Source organism: Pseudoalteromonas sp. SR41-1, assembly GCF_014164015.1.
Taxonomy (GTDB): Bacteria; Pseudomonadota; Gammaproteobacteria; order Enterobacterales; family Alteromonadaceae; genus Pseudoalteromonas; species Pseudoalteromonas distincta.
This window is the reverse complement of sequence record NZ_JACJEK010000023.1, coordinates 1-18,101: the sequence shown is the minus strand read 5'-3', so window position 1 is coordinate 18,101 and position 18,101 is coordinate 1. Positions and strand designations below refer to the sequence as shown.

11 protein-coding genes are annotated in these 18,101 nt (G+C 37.2%); 5 read left to right on the top strand and 6 right to left on the bottom strand.

Translation table 11 applies throughout. The features are described from left to right. Positions 1 to 69 precede the first annotated feature (69 nt). Entirely contained in the window at positions 70 to 942 is an 873-nt protein-coding gene (locus H5118_RS17620) for an EamA family transporter (RefSeq protein ID WP_182749595.1), read from the top strand. Between the two features lie 34 nt (positions 943 to 976). On the opposite strand, the gene H5118_RS17615 is transcribed toward H5118_RS17620, so the two are convergent. From H5118_RS17615 to H5118_RS17605, 3 genes are all read right to left on the bottom strand, one after another. Continuing rightward, positions 977 to 1,870 (bottom strand): LysR family transcriptional regulator, encoded by an 894-nt coding sequence (locus H5118_RS17615; RefSeq protein WP_182749594.1) that lies wholly within the window; start codon positions 1,868 to 1,870, stop codon positions 977 to 979. Positions 1,871 to 2,205: 335 nt separating this feature from the next. Then, complete coding sequence (locus H5118_RS17610; RefSeq protein WP_182749593.1) at positions 2,206 to 4,929, bottom strand: TonB-dependent receptor; 2,724 nt, start codon at positions 4,927 to 4,929, stop codon at positions 2,206 to 2,208. 21 nt (positions 4,930 to 4,950) lie between these two features. Continuing rightward, the gene (locus H5118_RS17605; RefSeq protein WP_259397999.1) at positions 4,951 to 5,856 is read right to left on the bottom strand and encodes a phosphatidylinositol-specific phospholipase C1-like protein; all 906 of its coding nucleotides are present in this window, start codon (positions 5,854 to 5,856) and stop codon (positions 4,951 to 4,953) included. A 337-nt stretch (positions 5,857 to 6,193) separates the two neighbouring features. Between H5118_RS17605 and H5118_RS17600 the strand changes: the two genes are divergently transcribed. Beyond that, on the top strand, positions 6,194 to 7,981 hold the full coding sequence (locus tag H5118_RS17600) for a metallophosphoesterase (RefSeq protein WP_182749592.1): 1,788 nt from the start codon (positions 6,194 to 6,196) through the stop codon (positions 7,979 to 7,981). Here H5118_RS17600 and H5118_RS17595 read toward each other — a convergent pair. The 3 genes from H5118_RS17595 to H5118_RS17585 all read right to left on the bottom strand — a co-directional run bounded on the left by H5118_RS17595 (position 7,978) and on the right by H5118_RS17585 (position 12,426). Then, complete coding sequence (locus tag H5118_RS17595) at positions 7,978 to 10,833, bottom strand: TonB-dependent receptor (RefSeq protein ID WP_182749591.1); 2,856 nt, start codon at positions 10,831 to 10,833, stop codon at positions 7,978 to 7,980. The genes H5118_RS17600 and H5118_RS17595 overlap by 4 nt on opposite strands. A 24-nt stretch (positions 10,834 to 10,857) precedes the next feature. After that, a complete protein-coding gene (locus H5118_RS17590; protein ID WP_182692786.1) occupies positions 10,858 to 11,835 on the bottom strand; it encodes a FecR family protein in 978 nt (325 codons plus the stop codon). A 63-nt stretch (positions 11,836 to 11,898) separates the two neighbouring features. Next, entirely contained in the window at positions 11,899 to 12,426 is a 528-nt protein-coding gene (locus H5118_RS17585; protein ID WP_259397998.1) for an RNA polymerase sigma factor, read from the bottom strand. 583 nt (positions 12,427 to 13,009) lie between these two features. Between H5118_RS17585 and H5118_RS17580 the strand changes: the two genes are divergently transcribed. The 3 genes from H5118_RS17580 to H5118_RS17570 all read left to right on the top strand — a co-directional run bounded on the left by H5118_RS17580 (position 13,010) and on the right by H5118_RS17570 (position 17,509). Then, positions 13,010 to 13,258, top strand: coding sequence for a YfhL family 4Fe-4S dicluster ferredoxin (locus H5118_RS17580; protein ID WP_182749590.1), 249 nt, complete (start codon positions 13,010 to 13,012; stop codon positions 13,256 to 13,258). A gap of 214 nt (positions 13,259 to 13,472) precedes the next feature. Further along, a complete protein-coding gene (locus tag H5118_RS17575) occupies positions 13,473 to 14,171 on the top strand; it encodes a metallophosphoesterase (RefSeq protein ID WP_182749589.1) in 699 nt (232 codons plus the stop codon). Positions 14,172 to 14,587: 416 nt separating this feature from the next. Continuing rightward, on the top strand, positions 14,588 to 17,509 hold the full coding sequence (locus H5118_RS17570) for a TonB-dependent receptor (RefSeq protein WP_182749588.1): 2,922 nt from the start codon (positions 14,588 to 14,590) through the stop codon (positions 17,507 to 17,509). Positions 17,510 to 18,101 lie beyond the last annotated feature (592 nt).

The window sequence follows — 18,101 nt, the reverse complement described above, 5'->3', positions numbered from 1 at the left end:
GTACTTAACACGTGTTGTTAAATCGCTCCTCACTTTTACCCCATTACTTTTTAAAGGAATCATTTTTGTATGTGGATAATTTTTGCATTACTCGCAACCGTTTTTTTTGGTGCTCGAGGAGTGTTGTATCAATGGACGTCGCAGAAAAAGATTAACCGTAACTTACTATTATTCGGTGTATTTTTTGTAGGATTTGTTATTAGTGCGCTAGGTACAGTGGTATTTGAACATACATGGTATGGCTGGGAAGACATTACGGTTGGGCTAGCGTTAGGTTTTGGCTCTTTTGCTGCTAATGGATTGTTGCATAAGGGGTTTTCGGTTGGTAAAGCGTCTTTAATTAGTATTTTATCGGGATTAACGCCTCTGTTTGTCCTTTTATTTGCTTTTTTATTGTGGCAGGAGACCTTAACAACAATTCAATTAATTGGCTTTTTCATTATTTTTGGTGGCCTTTATATTATTCGCTACTCCAGCGATATCTCATTGAGTAACCTACAAGGTGCGCAATGGGGATTACTCGCTGCACTTGCCTTTGCATTTAATGATTTAATGGGTAAGCAATCAACACTTCTTGAGGCCGATACGTTTGCAACGCTAACGTCTATGTTTGGTTTTGGTAGTTTTCTTTTTGCTGTTAGTTGGTTAGTAAAGCGTAAAAAAATGCTAGCAGAGCAAGGCACTTCTCAAGGGTATTGGTCTGCGAGTAAAACATTTTCATACGGGTTACTGATTGGATTAACAAACGTGGCAGGTATGGTGGCAATAATATCGGCTTTTGCAATTGGTAATACAGGGCTCGTTTCGGCAATTTCAGGGATGAACATTTTAATTATTTTATTGTACTCACGCATCATCCTAAAAGAGTCTTTTACACGCCAAGAAGTGATAGGATTAGCAACAGCATTTTTAGGTGTAATTGTACTTAGGCTTAGTTTTTAAACGTTTAAAGCTTTCTTTTTAAAAGCATACATTGCTACTTTTCGTTGAAGTGTTGCAATGTATGCTCTATTAATAGTCGTACCCGATAAGGTACTTGTTTTCTGTCGCGATAAAGCATAGAAAATGGCTGCCCTTCACTTTGCCAGTCAGGAAGAATACGTTTAAGCTTTGTGGCTTCAATAAGAGGCAATGCTATATAATCAGGAATGTAGCTAATGCCTACACCAGACTCAACGGCTTGTTTCATCATTTGAATTTCATCAACTTCTAATCGGACATGCGAGTTTGGATTAAAGCTGTATTCTTCACTCGTTTGCTGATTTTTTAACTGCCACGGGACTAGCCCAAGGCACGTAACTTTTGGGTGTTCTTCTAATTGCTCCGGATGAGTGATGGGATGATGAGCATAATTTTGGTGAGCACAAAGCAGGTTATGAGTAAGCTTAAGTTCTCTAATAACCCAATTATCGATGGCTGGGTTTCTTACTCTAAACGCGATATCAATCCCTTCTTTTTCAATATCAATAAGATTATTTGAAAAGCGTAAATCTAATTGAATATCGGGATATTGCAGTAAAAATTCACAAAAAATAGCACTTAAAAAGTGTTTACCCATGTAAATGGGTGCAGAAATCCTAATTTTCCCTTTAGGTTGGTCTTTCTCATCATAAAGTGCTTGCTCAATACACTCTACTTCTTCAAATAACTTGCGGTAGCGGTCGTAATATAATTCGCCAGTATGCGTAAGTGTAACTCTATGAGCATCTCGATTTAGTAGCGTTAATTGAAGAGCTTGCTCTAATAGACGTATTCTGCGGCTTAAGGTTGATAGTGACATACCAAGGTTTGCAGATGCTTTTTTAAAGCTACCAAGTTTTACTATGGTGCAAAAGTAACGTAAATCATCAAGAGAATAACTAGCTGCCATTAGAACTACTTTATTATTTAGGAGGTAGACAATATTAACAGCGGCACTTTAAAATTTCATTAGAGATTAAAGGGGGGAGAACTGAAATTAGGCAATCAAATTTTATATAACTTTGATTTCATGACCTTAAAATAAAAGCACTGGTAAATAACGTAACTTAATCTGTTCAGCAAATTAATTAAAAGTAGTTTTAAGTCATATTTGTTAAAGCCATTGTAAATAGATTTACATTGAGTGCTTTATTTAATTAAGTGAATTTATAAGTCGTCTTTTTAGGTGAGTACCTATAGAACAATTCGAGGCTCTACACAAAAATAGAGCCTCATTTTTATAATTTAGAAACGATAACTTGCACCTAAATAAACAGTACGGCCATTAACCGTCGTATTGTATAAACGATCATTGGAGTCTGAATATTGCTCTTCTCGTTCATTAGTCAAATTACTGGCTTCTATAGTGAGCTTTAGCTTTTCATTAACCTGATAAAAGGCGGATGCATCTATGTATGTGCTGGCATGAAAACCGTTTTCGTCTTCATCGCCGTTACCCGCTTGTACCGCTGCAATATAGTCACTTCTATAAGCGGCTGCAACACGTGCGCCCCATGAGTCAGAATCGTAATATACTGTAAAGTTACCAGAGTGTTCTGAAAGTCCTGGGAACGATTTATATTGATCAACACCTGAGTTGCCCACATTACGGTACAGCGCTTCACCATTAGCAAAGGTATAATTCGCAATAACACCTAAGTTATTAAAAGGAGCAGGTAAAAAGTCGAGATCTCGTTGAAAGGCCAGTTCCCAGCCACTAATATCACTTTCATCTAAATTTTGTGGTTGAATAACGGTAAAAACAGTACTTGCTGTTTGTGGGTTGCCGTTTTCGTCTACGTCGCCTAATAAACTAACTGGGTAGCCAGTCTGGCTGTATGGAATGTCATATGTTTCGGTGATAATGAAATTATCAATAGATTTATGGAAGTAACTTACGGCTGCATACCCTATATTTTCAAAGTAATATTCAACTGAAAAGTCGAAATTAACTGACTCGTATGGTTTAAGGTTTGGGTTTCCTGAACTGATACTTAGGCCATTGGTTGATGTGGCATCATTTTGTACTACACCTGTTGGCACTAATGCAGCGAGTGAAGGGCGGGTGAGGTTTTCGCCATAACTTGCACGTAGCACTAAACTGTTATTACTATCCCACACTAAATTTATAGCGGGTAGCAACCCTGAATAGGTATTTTCAACGTCAGCTACTTCTCCATTTATTAACCCTATAGCATTGGTAGTAGTATCGTAATGGCGCACACCCGCATTACCCATTAAGTAACCTGAGCCTAGTTCCCATTCAGCTTCGTACTGCAAATAAGCGCCAAAGGTTTTTTCTTGTACGTTATCGGTAAAATCAGGGTTATCTAAGTTAGGGTCGATATTCATACTCGCTAGAGTGCCTAGTACATCAACACTTACCCATTGTTGTTTATTATGTGCGGTATTGGTAAATGTAAGGCTTGAATCTACCGTGTCATCCAGTACGCCATCTTCCCAATCACTGCGATTAATATTATCAGATTTACTTTCACCGTTTTCACTTTCAAACTTTTTATTAGATACACCAAACTTTATATTTGAAGCATTGTTTAGTGTGTAATTAAAATCTAATTTCATAGAGTCGAATGTATTAGTTATTTCTTCTTCAGATATATCAATTTCGTGATAACGAAATAAACTACTGTCTGTAGGCTCAAACCCGTATGTGTTTTCACCATAATAAGCATCTTGGCGGTAATCAATTGTTTCATCGCCAAATGTTTCTAGATAAACTTTAACACTCCCTGTATTAAATTTGGTTTCTGAGCGCCCCACGAGAGCGGTCATATTTAAATCGTTTGTAATTTGCCAGTCACTTTTTAATACAAATTGACTTATTTTAGTGTCTGCATATTGGCTGCGGCTTTCTGAGTGTATTGCGGCATCTTCGTATACTGAGTAAATAGCGTCGTTATTTTCATTTATTTCAAGTGCTGTGAGCTTTGAACATAATTGCTCGTTGTTATAAGCAGGGCCTGTACAGCCAAGAGCTGTTGAGCTTGAGCCTCGGTTTTGCAAGTGGAATTCACTGCGATCATTATTCAGTTCACCATATAAAGCATCAAAACTAAATTCAAGGTTATTATTTGGGCGATATTGCAGAGCAAGGGTCGTCCCTAAACGTTCCTGTTCGTTTTCAAATAATGAATAGCGGCTACCACGTGAAAAGCTCACTTCTTCGTTGTTAATTTTATCTTGTAATTCATCTGATAGTTCAGATATATCTGAGCCTGATGCATTTTTTTTGCGCCAGCGATAAGTATTGTAACCTTGCTCATTTACATCACGTTTGCTGTATGCAATTGAAAATAATGCACCAAGTTTATCATCCCATGTATTTGAGATAAGCGCTGCAACTCGTGGGCTAACATCATCGGTTTGTGAGTTGTCGCCAAGTTGACCTGATAGAGCAGTATTAAAACCATCAAAATCAAATGGTTTAGCTGTATGAAGCCCAACAGTGCCGCCTATGCCGCCTTCATCCATTTCGGCTGAAAATGATTTTTTCACATCAACGCGTTGAAATAACTCAGAAGCAAATATATTAAAATCAAAAGCGCGAGAGCGACTTACGGAACCTCGGCTATCCATTGCTGAAGACGATGTACCTAAAGCTTCCATACCGTTGAGTTGTACTTGTGTAAAGTTTGGACCCAAGCCTCGTAACGAAATTTGTCGGCCTTCGCCGCCCTCTCGAGTTATGGCAATGCCAGGTACACGTTGTAGTGAGTCTGCTAGATTTAGATCGGGAAAATCTGCAATATCTTCAGCCACAATAGAATCTTGTGCGCCCACAGCATTTCGTTTTAAATCTTTTGCTTTTAACAAACTGTTGCGATAACCCTGTACAACAATTTCTTCCACTTCTGTTTGCGCAGATTGTTCTGCATACACATAATTAGACGCGCCTAATGAACTCATTATAGCCGTTGCTAAAAGCGTACGAGATGGTTTGTTCAACATGATGCTTCCTTGGTTTTTAATTTAAAGTTGATTATTAATAAAAGGGTTTGTGCGCACTAAATGACCTCCGTCAAATTGCACCACATAGTTAAAGCGCGCCTGCTGTGGCGAGCCGGGTATAAAATCGGTTGAAATTACTTGTGCGCCGCTATTTTTTGCAGCATTAAACTGCATTGTTCGTTGCGAATTAGTGGCACTTAAATTTGCATCTGCGCGGGTACGCACCATGAAGCCTTTTAATACAAGTTGCTGAATTTTATAAAAGTCGCGTATAGGGTTGTTCACAATCATAAAAGCAGCTTCGGGCTGGTTTTCATCATAATGGGCAAACATGCTAGCCCCTTTTAACGAAGGCCTATTTTGTTTATAAAGTGCGGATTGTTGTGTATTGCCATCAAATAAGAATATGAACTTACCTGCTAAGGCACGTGTACTTGGCCACCCAAACTTAACGACTGTTTGGTTTAAAGATAATGGCGTTTTGCGTAAATCATCTGGCGTGAATAATAAGTTAGGTAACGATTTTTGAATTACTTCATCGAGTAAATAATAATCTTTCGGTGTAAATTTAAATGGATTATTCCCCAGAACTAAATCAGATCGTGTTTCTTTTACATTGAGCATTACAACAATTGGAAAGTGCTGCGGATTTGCCTCTGACCATGCTTTCAATGTATTCAAACAGCCACTAAACAACACACAATGGCTTTGCACATCAATGTCGGGAATGTGCATTACTTTAAATCCAGGAGTAGCTAATTGCTTTTTTTCTAACTCATTAAACAAAGGCGTTGTTGCAAAAGTATTAGCCCAAGGTTTTATGTATAAACCCCCATTAGGGTCTTTTAAAACGTCAATTTCTAAATGGCGAACACCGCTATTTAACTGTTTAATAATAGATGAATGACCGTAATCAATACGGGCCATTAGCTTGGGGCTTAAATCATTTAATTTATGTTTAACGCTTACGTTTAATGTATTTTTTATAGCTGTTATGTGAGCCAATCATTTGCAGGGTGTTTAATGGCTTAGCGCTAACACTGCTTAGATAACCTGCAAAAATAATAAAAATAAAAAATGGCATAGCACGTCTCAATTGTTGAGTTTGCTATCTAAGAGCGAGCATTTATAAATTAGGGGACACAAAAATATGCATTTAATAAAAGTTTCATAATAGAAAAGCATGTTTATAAAATTTTATGTCCCCTTTTATCCATTACCTCGCTCTAAATAATGAGTGAAATAAAAACGGGATAAAGCCATCATGATTAGAGTCAAAGTACTATGGTTAGCACTATGGATTGGGTTATGTATTACATGCAAAGTAAGTGCTATTGAGTACTTTGAGGTTAAAAGTGCGTCGCAGATGGAGACGGTTAAAGTGGCATTTTTAGCTGATATTCATCTACATGATATTTTTGCTAATTTACATGACGTAGATAATATAGAACTACCAAAGGACGTTACCTCAAAGCAACCATTACTAGTGCGTAGTATGCTTGCCCAGCTTCATTCAACACGTCTTTTTAATGAAAATTATTTTGTTTTTTTACATGTATTAGATGAATTAGCCGAAAAAAAAATAAAACTAGTCGCCTTACCTGGCGATTTTACTGATGATGGTCAACCTATTAATGTGCGGGCACTGGCGCGTATTTTAGGCCATTATGAAAAAACATATGGGATGCGTTTTTTTGCGATTCCAGGCAATCACGATCCCGTAAAACCATATACAACACCGGCAGGTAAAGCGGACTTTTTAATGGCGCAAGGTAAAGAGTTTGGTGTTTATAGTTATCAACATGAAAAGTGTATGGCTAAGCAGTCTGTATGTGATGATGGTTTAAAAAACTGGGGATACGCTGAAATACTAAGCACACTCAATGACTTTGGGTTTAGTAAACATAAAGGTGATGTGCTATATGAAACGCCTTATAAAAACCGAGAGTTTATATGGTGTAACCCCAATAACAAAAAACACTGTATCACCATGCCCGATGCGAGTTATTTAGTTGAGCCTATAAAAGGGGTTTGGTTAATGGCAATTGATGCCAATGTTTATGCACCGCAATGGCAAAACTCACCGCTCACTTTTAAAGGGTCGTCTGGTGCTGGCTATAATGCTTTAATTGATGCAAAGCCTCTATTGTTAAAGTGGATAAAAACGGTTGTAAAAAGAGCCAAAACGCAAAATAAAACACTGGTTGCATTTAGTCACTTTCCAATGGGGGAGTTTTACGACAATGCAAATGACGAATTACATAAAGTGTTTAGCCGTGGTCATTTTTCTCTACCAAGAGTGCCCACACCACGTACAGCAAAAATACTGGCAGATACAGGGTTAACGCTCCATTTTGCAGGGCATATGCATTTAAATGATACGGCGCTGATAACCAGTAATCAGCACTCCCAGTTAGTTAATGTGCAAGTGCCAAGTTTAGCGGCTTACAAAGCGGCCTATAAAGTTGTAGAGCTAAATTTAGCTAAGCAAACCGCGCTTATTAGTACTCATACATTAGACGATGTGCCGGGTTTTAATAACTTATTTAGTTTATATGAAAAGGAATGGCAGTATCGTAACTTGCATAATCTTAGTAATTTTGACCGCACTATTTTGAACTCAAAGAGTTATGGTGATTTTACCAAGCAACATTTATTTGGGCTGATTAAACAGCGTTTTTTAAAACGCGATTGGCCTAAAAATTTAGTGGCATGGTTAAATGACAATCATCATTTAGCCGATTGGTTTACAAATATGCAATGTTTAAATGAAGCACCGCCTAATTTGCTCTCTCAGCTTGAAGCTGTATCGACAAAAGAATGGCTTCAAGATTTTTATTTATTAAGAAATGGTGATGTAACAGCAGATATAACACCTCAAAAGCGTCTTACTTATCAACAACTAAATACTTTTTTAGCACAATCGACATGTAAAACTGATACGCAAATACAGCAATACTTAGCCCTGTTAATAAAAGTAATGGCAAAATTTAGTCAACATACCCAGGGGGAGAATTTCCGCGTTGATTTAAAAACAGGAAAAATCATTTAATACTGATAACTCAACCCTAAGTAAAAGGTACGTCCACTTGTGGTTGAGTTGTAAGCTCTGAGGGTTGAATTACTGTATTGTTGCTCTTGTTCATTACTGAGATTAAATGCGCTAAATTTAAGTTTCCAATAATTAGAAAAATAATAATTTACACTTGCATCCCAATAGATGGTCGGCATAAATCCGGTTTCGTTTTCATCGAGTAAAAGGCTGCCAGCACGCACTAAATATTTATCTCTAAAAATAGCGCCGAGTTTAAAATTGAATTTAGGGTGGTCGTAAAAAATCATACTTGATGCGGTAATTTTAGATAAAAAAGGCAGGTTTTTTTTAAATAAAGCAGTGCCACTATTTGAGTCATAATAGGTGACTTTACCTTTATTATAAGCCGCTTGTATATTAATGCCCCAATCAGAATTATGTATTAAGTAGTTTAAACTTACCTCGGCTCCCCACTGATAGCCCGTTTCTGCATTACTTAACCAAAGTAATTGACTATCGGAGGTTGTAGGCGGCGAATCTTCAAATAAAGGCGCTTGTGTTGTGACTATGTAATCCTCTAGATCTTTATAAAAAAGTGATATGTTAAACGAACTGCGACTACTAAAATCAGCCTCTAAGGAAATATCGCTATTATAAGATAAGTAAGGTTTTAGATTTGAGTTAAATATGTATTTTGTACTATTGGGGGTATCGTTTGAGCCATCAAAATTGAGTGAATTTAGTAATGGTTTTGAATAGTTTTTAGAAAGTCCTGCACGAAATCGCCAATTATCGTTGATAAAATATGAGCCATTAAACGTTGGAAGCCATAGACTATACAAAATCGGAGAGTAAGGCGCTTGAGTGTAAGATGTTATAGATTCTGATTGGTAACGTACACCTATATGAGCCTCCCATTTTTCTTGCTCTGTACTTAATAGAGTATAAGCACCTCTGCTATATTCCTTTATGTGTTCAGCTTTAGTCGTGATTAAAAAATTATTGGCTTGTACATTAAATGGGTCAATGCCATAAAGCTTAAGTGCCTCATTAGTGTTTATTTTTAACCACTGCTGTTTTTTATGTGCATTTTGCGATGAAACATACGATGCAGGAAGGTCAATTAATTGTTGTGGTGTATCGGATATTTCATTAAAAAAAATATCGTTTTGCTGTGCGTTATTCATTTTATTTTCAAACAGAGTCCAGTCAGCCCCAAATTGAAGAGTTATTAAACTATTAACGTCATATTGAAAATCTAATTTTGCGAAGGTGTACTCACTATTTGAATTGTATTGCTCTATATCACCATGATGCATTTGCCACATCGTCGGATTTTTCAAGTTTTCGCTGTACTTAATATCTGCATAAAATGGCGTTTTACGATAATCAATTGTAACGTCACTTATACCTTGGGTATAAATTTTATTGCTGTAAGGAATGTCATACTTTGAGCGCTCGTTTCCTAATATGGCGTTTATTTTCCAATTTTTATCTAGTTGCTGGGAAAATGACAGCACGCCTTGCTGATATGCCGTATTTATTTTTTGAGTTCGGCTTTCGGTTGCCACGCGTGCATTTTCATAACGTGCATACTCAAGCTCATTATTTTCATTAGCTTGAATGTCTTTAATTGTTGTTAGCCCTTTAATTATAGGCGTTGACTGATCCCCTCTAGGGTATAAATGATATTCATGCCGCTCTCCTTTTAAAAAACCTGAGAGCATATCAAAATCAAAATGCGTGGTTTCGTTTTTATACTCTACAGATAGGTTTGCCCCAAATCGCTGCTGGGTTGCTTGCCATACCGAGTAGCGATTACCGCGAGGGATTATATAATCGCCTTGAGTTAAATGCTGAGCTTGTGATTGAGTTAACGCCGAGAGATCAGCGCCTTCTATGGCAATATTTCGCCAGCGAAATGTATTAGCGCCTTGCTCTAACGATTCTCTGTTTGTGTACGCAACGCTTGCAAGTACCCCCCAATTATTCCACGTGTTAGAAATTAAGCTTGAATAGCGTTTTGCGCCTGTACCCACATAGTCGTTGTAGCCGACTTCTGGTGTAATAATAAATTTAAATCCTTCATTATCTAAGGGGTTTATAGTTTGCAGTGCCATAGTGCCAGATATTCCACCTGCAATTTTGTCGGCAGAATAGGCTTTAATTACATGAATTTGTTTAAATAGTTCGGCAGGTAAAATATTGAAGTCGAAAGAACGATCGCGCTGTTTTTGCACTCGACTATCCATTGGTGAATCATTATTTGCCAATACAGGCATACCGTTGAGTGTTACCAAACTAAAATCAGGATAACTGCCACGTATTGATACTTGGCGACCTTCGCCTGCTTCGCGAGTAATGGCTACACCCGGAATATACTGTAAGGCTTCAGCCAAGTTAGTATTGGGAATGTCGGTAATATCTTGTGCAGAAATGGCTTCGCTAATCGTTTTATTATTGTGTTTTAAGTTTCGTGAGCGAGCCAACGAATAGCGGATACCCTTTACTGTTATTTCTTCAAGTATTTCGTTATTGGTCGTTATTTTTTGTCGAAAAATAACAAAACCCTTGTCTTGAATTTTATATGTTAACTCGCTGCCTATTAATAAAAAATCTAGTGCTTGAGCAAGTGTATGATCGCCAATTAAGGTGGATGTAGTTTTGTCGTCGATAAGGGAAGGGTTACTACTAAAAGAGACTGCATATGCATTTGCTACTTCTCTTAAGCTGTCACTGAGAGAACCGGCAGGTATATAAACAAACGTATGTATGTTTTTTGCGGCACTTGGCATTGCTGTTAAGCAACTAACAGCAATAAAAAAGTACACTAAAATACGTTTATCTAATGTACATACATGTTTTAGCATAAGAGTTTAATCAACATACTTCATTTAAGGTCGCGTTAAATGAAGTTCGTTGCTCTTTTTTTCTACATTCCAGTTGTAAGTAGATGCTATTAGCATAAGGCTTTGTTGCGGCGTTTCGAGATTAAATCGTCCGCTAATTAAAGTATTATTTAGTGCGTTATCTACTTTAATTACCATAGGGCTATAACGCTGCAATTGCTTAATAACAGTGGTTAGAGGTTCTTTTTTTGCATCAATCCAACCCATTCGCCAAGCAGGGAGTTGTGTCAACTGCTGGCTATAATCTACAGCTATATGTCCATTTTTTATAACAGCTTGTTGAGAGGGAGTTAATATCACTTTATCTAAGGCCGAGACTTCTACCCTGCCTTCGTACACTGTTACCACTACTTCATCCTTATTGCGCTCTACATCAAAAGAAGTACCTAGTACTTTAATGCTTGCTTGTCCGGAATTTATTATAAATGGCCGTGTTTTATCTTTGGCTACATCAAAAAAAACCTGTCCTTTTTTTAATTCGATTTGCCTAGAGTGTGGTAGTAAGTGCGCAGTCAACTCACTATCTGCATTTAAGTGTAAATATGAACCGTCATCTAATAACTTAGATACACGTTTGCCTAAACGTGCTTCTAAAAGCTGAGGTAGGTTAGTTTCAACTGCTGTTTTTGCAATAGGTGTTGGTGTAAACGCTTGTTGAGATATAGAAAGCCAGTACACTGCAAAAGCAATAGCGCTAAAACTAGCTGCTAAGGCGAGCATAGGGAAAGCCCTAGAACGTTTAGCATTAGGCGTAATTATTGGAGTCGGTAAACTATATTGTTTAGTGTAAATGTGTAGAGCCTGTTTAACAGCAGGATCGCCAAATACATTGGCTATTTTCTCAAATGCAGCCTTATTTTCTGTGCATTTTAACCAAAGCGATAGTTCTTTACGGTCATGATCATTTAAATCATTAATCCGATCTACCCAATCTGCTGCCTGTTCTAAGCGTTGTTCGTTCATTAAAAAACCTAACCTGCGTTGATTAAATATAAAGAGCGTAAAAGTGTAATAAAGGGGACATTTTTATTGATTTTTTTCAATGCTAAGCGTTATTTGTATCATTGCGCGCGTAATATGTTTTTTTACAGATTCTTGGCTCATATTTAACTGCAGACTAATTTCTTCGCGACTTAATCCGTTAATACGTCGAAGCTTAAATACTTTTCTTCTTAAAGGTGGCAACTCTTCCAACGCACTTTTAACAAGCTCGAGCTTTTGCTCTGTAATAGACTGCGCCTCAGGGTCGCTATTCTCATCTGTAAAAAGCTCAATATCTTCTGCTTTATTTGGTTGGCTTTTATTTTTTTGCCAATCACTATACATAACAGACTTTGCGACTTGATTTATGTACGCCTGAAAGTTTTCAATTTCTAATGTGTCATTTCTATTTAAAGTTCTCAGCAAAGCTTCTTGGACTAGGTCGTCTACGTCATCGGTATTATTTGTTCGACGACTAACAAACTTACGAATATGGCTGATAACGTTTTTTACATCGCTTTGTTCAGAAGAAATATTTAAATTCGATGGCAGGGGGCTTTTAAAAGTCTTCATTACTCAGTCTAGAATTTTATTTTAAATAAATACTAAGTGAATAATATGACCAATTGATTACAGGTACGGTTGGGCGATTAAGTAAATTGAAGTAATAATACGAAGAATAAATTATCATTTAGAGCATCTTAACGCTTTAAATAGGGTTTAATTTTAGGCATAGAGTATTTGAGCAAATAACGCTTTGAGAAAGACTAAATTTTTGGAGGTACTATATTCCCTTGTTATCACTTATTTGAATGTTCTTTTGGCGAGATTAGCGTATGACTAGAGGGCTTAAGCGCTTTTCGGCAGATCAGCTAGTTTTATATTAACTTAAAAAATGACATAGAAAAGTTAAAATAATATTATCAAACTTAGTAAAAGTGCAGCTATTTTTATTGATCAGGATCAACAAAGCAACAGAGAAAAATAGGCATAATTTATGGCTGAAATTTACACCTAAAAATAAAATGGTGAGTTACGATTAAATGAAAAATAACGGTTTTTTATTGAACTAGAACTGCACAAAAATTAGCCTTTACATACCTTTGTTTTTACTTATCTTTTTGTTTTATATAAACTTTAATTTTAAAGGTTAAAAATGGCTCTACTCATAAATAGCAAATGCATTAACTGCGATATGTGCGATCCGGAATGCCCTAATGGGGCTATTTATATGGGCGCTAAAATATACCAAGTAGATGCAAACAAATGTACAGAGTGTGTAGGGCATTATGATAAACCTACTTGCGTAAGTGTTTGCCCTATTGACTGTATAAAGCCCGATCCTAATAAGCGTGAAAGTTTAGATGAGCTGGCTGATAAATTCGTGCTGTTAACTAACTTGTAACTTGTTTAGGTATTTTGCTAACCCGCTTTTTACTATTGGCTAAAAACTATCTACATTACTTATTTAGCTTGTAGCTAAAGTCCGCTGTCATGCATTTTTAGTTTCAATCTGATCTTATTACCTTCATTAATTATCAACTATATTGTGTTACCTTAAGGCTTTATAAACTCAAGTATTAATCTAAGTTTTAGATTGCATTCTATAGGAGTCTATTTTGGATATAGGTATTAACGCTATTCAGGCTGTATCTTCAAAACAAGCCATATTTATTAATGATGAGTGCCGAGTATTTGTAATTGGCGATCTTGATGGTGATTTACCGGCCTTAAAAAACGCACTTAATAACGTAAATTTTAACCCTGAAAGAGATACTTTGTTTTGCCTAGGCGATTTTGTTGATCGCGGGGATAAAACATATGACTTATTTACATACTTACAAGCCATTAGGGCATGTATGATATTAGGTAATCATGAGCATTTAATGTTGGAATCATTATTAAGTAATGATAAAGCGGCTTTTAAATTATGGACTGACAATGGTGGCAATTGGCACAAGTCGGTATCGAGTGAAAAGCTCAGTGTCATGTGCGATGAGTTACTAACTAAACCGCTTTCAATAGTACTAGAGTATCGTGGTTGTAAAATTGGGTTGTCTCATACATTTGCACAATCGTGGGATTGGGAAAATTACCCTGATGATAAATCGCTAATCGTGCAATCTTTGTTGTGGGATCGCGAAGTAGTTAAACAAAATAAGGTAGTTAAAAGTCATGGAGTCGACTTTTCAATACATGGACATAACTCAACTAAAGCGCCTTTTTGGGTTGGTGATAGTTATCATATAGATACAAATTATTATGGTGGAAAGCCTACATTACTCGAGCTTTCAGAGGTTATTGCTACGCTTGATTAACCAAGCGCTATTTAGCAATTATTACTTCTTTCAAATATCATCCGGCAGTTTTGCTTTTTAAAGTATAAACTGCTGACTACCACATCAAATTATCCCCTTCGTATTTTTGTATACACTTTATGATGATTTATGCATTGTAATTATTCATTAAGCTATTAAATACCACAAAGCCGCTCTTAGTTTGTTAATTGAGAGTGGTTTTGAAGTGTGGGTTGGATTTTAAGTTTCATTCAATAGGTATTAATACAGTTATATGAGACGTTTATTTAGTTTTAATATTGATGATTAACAAACGGTTAAGTTTGGCTGTGTAGAATTGGGAACAATTTTTGCCATTTCGTAAATAATTTACGTAAAAGGACTAACTTCTCGCTTTATGTTTTATATAAGCAGATTTAAATGGAACAGCCTCTCACATGATAGTAGCAAGCATATACCCTTTCCCTTTTTCAACGTTTTGTAAGTCGTCACTTTATATATCAATTTTTTCTGCTTTGGGTTCTACGTGTGCTTTTGCAGCGCAAGAAAACCCGCAGCACGCAAAAGGTATGGAAGTAATAGAAGTACGTGGTATCCGTTCAAGTATGGCCGAAAACTTAGATGTAAAACGTATGTCGGGATCTGTAGTTGATGCCATTACCGCGGAAGACATTGGAAAGTTCCCTGATAAAAACGTTGCAGACTCACTTCAGCGTGTACCCGGTGTGGTAATTGAGCGTGACGGCGGGGAAGGTTCATCGGTTAGTATTCGTGGTTTATCGTCAGAACTTACCTTTACACAACTTAATGGTAATTTTATTGCGTCTTCCCCGGGGGAGCCTTCGCGTTCGTTTGATTATGCTTTGTTACCGTCTTCAATGATTGAAAGCGTAGAGGTTTATAAATCGCCAGAAGCACGCTTAGATGAAGGTGGGGTTGGTGGTACTGTATTAATGCATAGCCGAAAACCTCTGAGTATGGATGCAAACTCAGGTGTATTTAATGTAGAGAGTACTTACGCTGATGTTACAAAAGAGTACGAACCGCAGTTTACGGGTTTATATTCATGGAAAAATGACAACGAAAACTTTGGTGTATTAGTTGGCTATACCTATCAGGAACGGACAAACAGAACGCTTTCGGGCGGTACTGATGCTAATGTATGGCGCTATACTGGCACTGGGCAAGCAACAGATATACATGGTAATACAGTTGATAACAATAACGGTTGGGATACTATTAATGATGCAAACGGCAACAGTTACGATGGCGTTTGGTTTCCGCAAGTTGTTCGAGGTTCTGTTCTTAACGAAAAACGTGAGCGCGAAGGGATTCAATTTAGTTCCCAGTGGCGACCAACAAATCGTTTAGAGCTTGGCTTTAATTATTTTGGTTTTACACTTGGGCAAGACAGAACAGAATCTGTGATTGATATACCAGAGTGGTCTTTAAATCCTGATTTTTTAACTGATGTAAATCTTGATGAATCGGGAACTATTGTTACTGGTATGCAATACGATGCAATGGCAAGTGGTGTCGAAAATGATATGCAATTTCCGTGGATGCGTGGCAGCTACGTACGTGAGGAATCTACCTCCGATACCTTTGATTTTAATTTAACCTATGAAGGTGATAATTTTAAAGCGCGCTTTGTAATTGGTAATACACAATCAGAGGGCGGCCCAGAAGAAAGCTGGGAAGCGGCGTATAAAAGTTCTAACGCGGGCGAAAACGCAGCCACTATTCAAAACGCAGCTCAAACGGCAGGCTGGTCACTCAACCAAAACAATGTGTCACTTAATATTGACCCTAATACATTAACTAACTTACAAAATGGAATTGGAGGCGGTCGTGATGCGGGCTCTTCAAACTCAAGCTTTGTACGCAGTGAGCTAGAAGAAGATTACTACCAAGCTGATGTGGATTTTTATGTTGATTGGGGCTTTTTAAAAACAATTAGAACCGGTGTTAAGTACCGCAACTCAATTCTTCACCGTGAAACCGGCAACACCTTCTTTTTAGAACCAAATTTTGATATTGCTGCAGGGGAAGCAAGTGAGCAAGGTATTACCCGTTTTGATAGCTACCAATGGAATGGTGGAATGCCATTAGCTCAAAATGTATTTACTAGTGAGAATAATATTGCAGGTGGTTTTGATATAAACCAAATGCCAAGTATCGACTGGAATAAATACCGCGATATGGTCACTGCTAGTTATGTACCTTATACGCGCATTGAAGATAATTTTGTTTACGATATAGAAGAAAAAATATCGGCTTTTTATATACAAGGTGATTTTGAATTTAGTGAAGTCAGAGGTAATTTGGGTGTGCGTGTTGTGCAAACAAAAACACTTACTTCATCTACTGACTTGTATACCTACCAATTAGATCACACAAATGATGAAACAGGTGAGCCAGTAACAGGTGACGCTCGTTTTGTAGAAGACTATCAATTAGTCACTCAGCAAAACAAAGACACTCAAGTTTTGCCAAGCTTTAATATAGCGTGGGATGCAACCGACGATTTAGTTATTCGTGGGGCAATAGCTAAAGTAATATCTCGTTCTGACTATAGTGATTTAGGTGCGCAGCAGCGCATTACCTATGTATCAGGTGAATGGGTAGAAGATAGAGCCGCATTTAACGAGCTTCCTGGTTTTAGCGGTAGTGGCGGAAATAAAAACTTGAAACCATTTGAATCAGTTCAAGCTGATTTATCTATTGAGTATTATTATGGCGAAGGTTCTGCTGTTGGGTTGGCACTTTTTCATAAGAAAGTAGATAACTTTGTTGTGCCACTGGTGATCGACGTAGAGCAAAACTTTGCTGGTAAAAATAATATAGTGGATGCAGGGACTATTAATATAGCCCCTTACAGCACTGTAGGTAATGGCACCGATGCAGTATCAAAAGGCGCGGAAGTATTTATTCAGCATGCCTTTGATAATGGTTTTGGCTTTTACGCAAATTATACTTATAACAAAACCAATAAAGCAGATGTAACAATTAATGGTAAAGAATTTGGTCAGTCGGCCTTAATAGGTAGTGCAAAGTATCAGTACAACACCTCTGTTTATTATGAAGGAGATTATTTTAATGTACGTGCTTCTTATAATAAGCGCGGCGAAACAGTACTCGGTTTAAATAGCGGATTAAATGTATACCAAGACCCTTACGAGCAACTCGATGTAAATGCATCCGTAAATTTATACGACGGGCTTAGCTTTACCGCAGCGGTTATTAATTTAACTAAATCTGAATCAGTAACGCGTTTAGGAAATGACACCGATGCGCGATTACTCAATACTAGCTACTCAGGTCGTCGTTTTTACGCGGGCTTTAACTATAGCTTTTAGCTAAATGACTTAATAGCAGGTCTGTAGACAGTTTTTTTTGATAGCGCAGGCCATAACAAACACTTTAATAAGCGTTAAATGTTAATAAAATGCTGGTTATGTTGTGTTTTTAATGCGTTTAGCTTAAATTCTCAGCGAACAGTGCTTTATTTAAAGTTTTGTCAATAAAACGCTTGCGTAAAAATCTGTTCTCCCTATAATGCGACCCCACTGAGACGGGAAACGCCAACGCATAGCGAGGCACGAACTACTCAGAGAGTTAAATAAAACTTCGGTTTTAAATCTTCTAAAAAGAAAGTTTAAAACAAAGTGTTGACTCGAAAAATAAAGGGTGTATTATTCGCATCCCTTGAGACGCTAAAGCGACTCAAAACGTTCTTTAACAATATAAAGCAATCATCTGTGTGGGCACTCGTACAGATTGAGTTCTAACAGCCAAGCTACTTCGTTCTTTATTGAGCAAGTAACGAGGCAAACAAATTAGAGTCTCAATTGAAAACTGAGTGACCAACAGAATAGTTATTTCGGTAATTATTCGGCACAGTCAATTCAATATCGAAAGATATTAAAAAATTCAGAATTCATTGAGCTG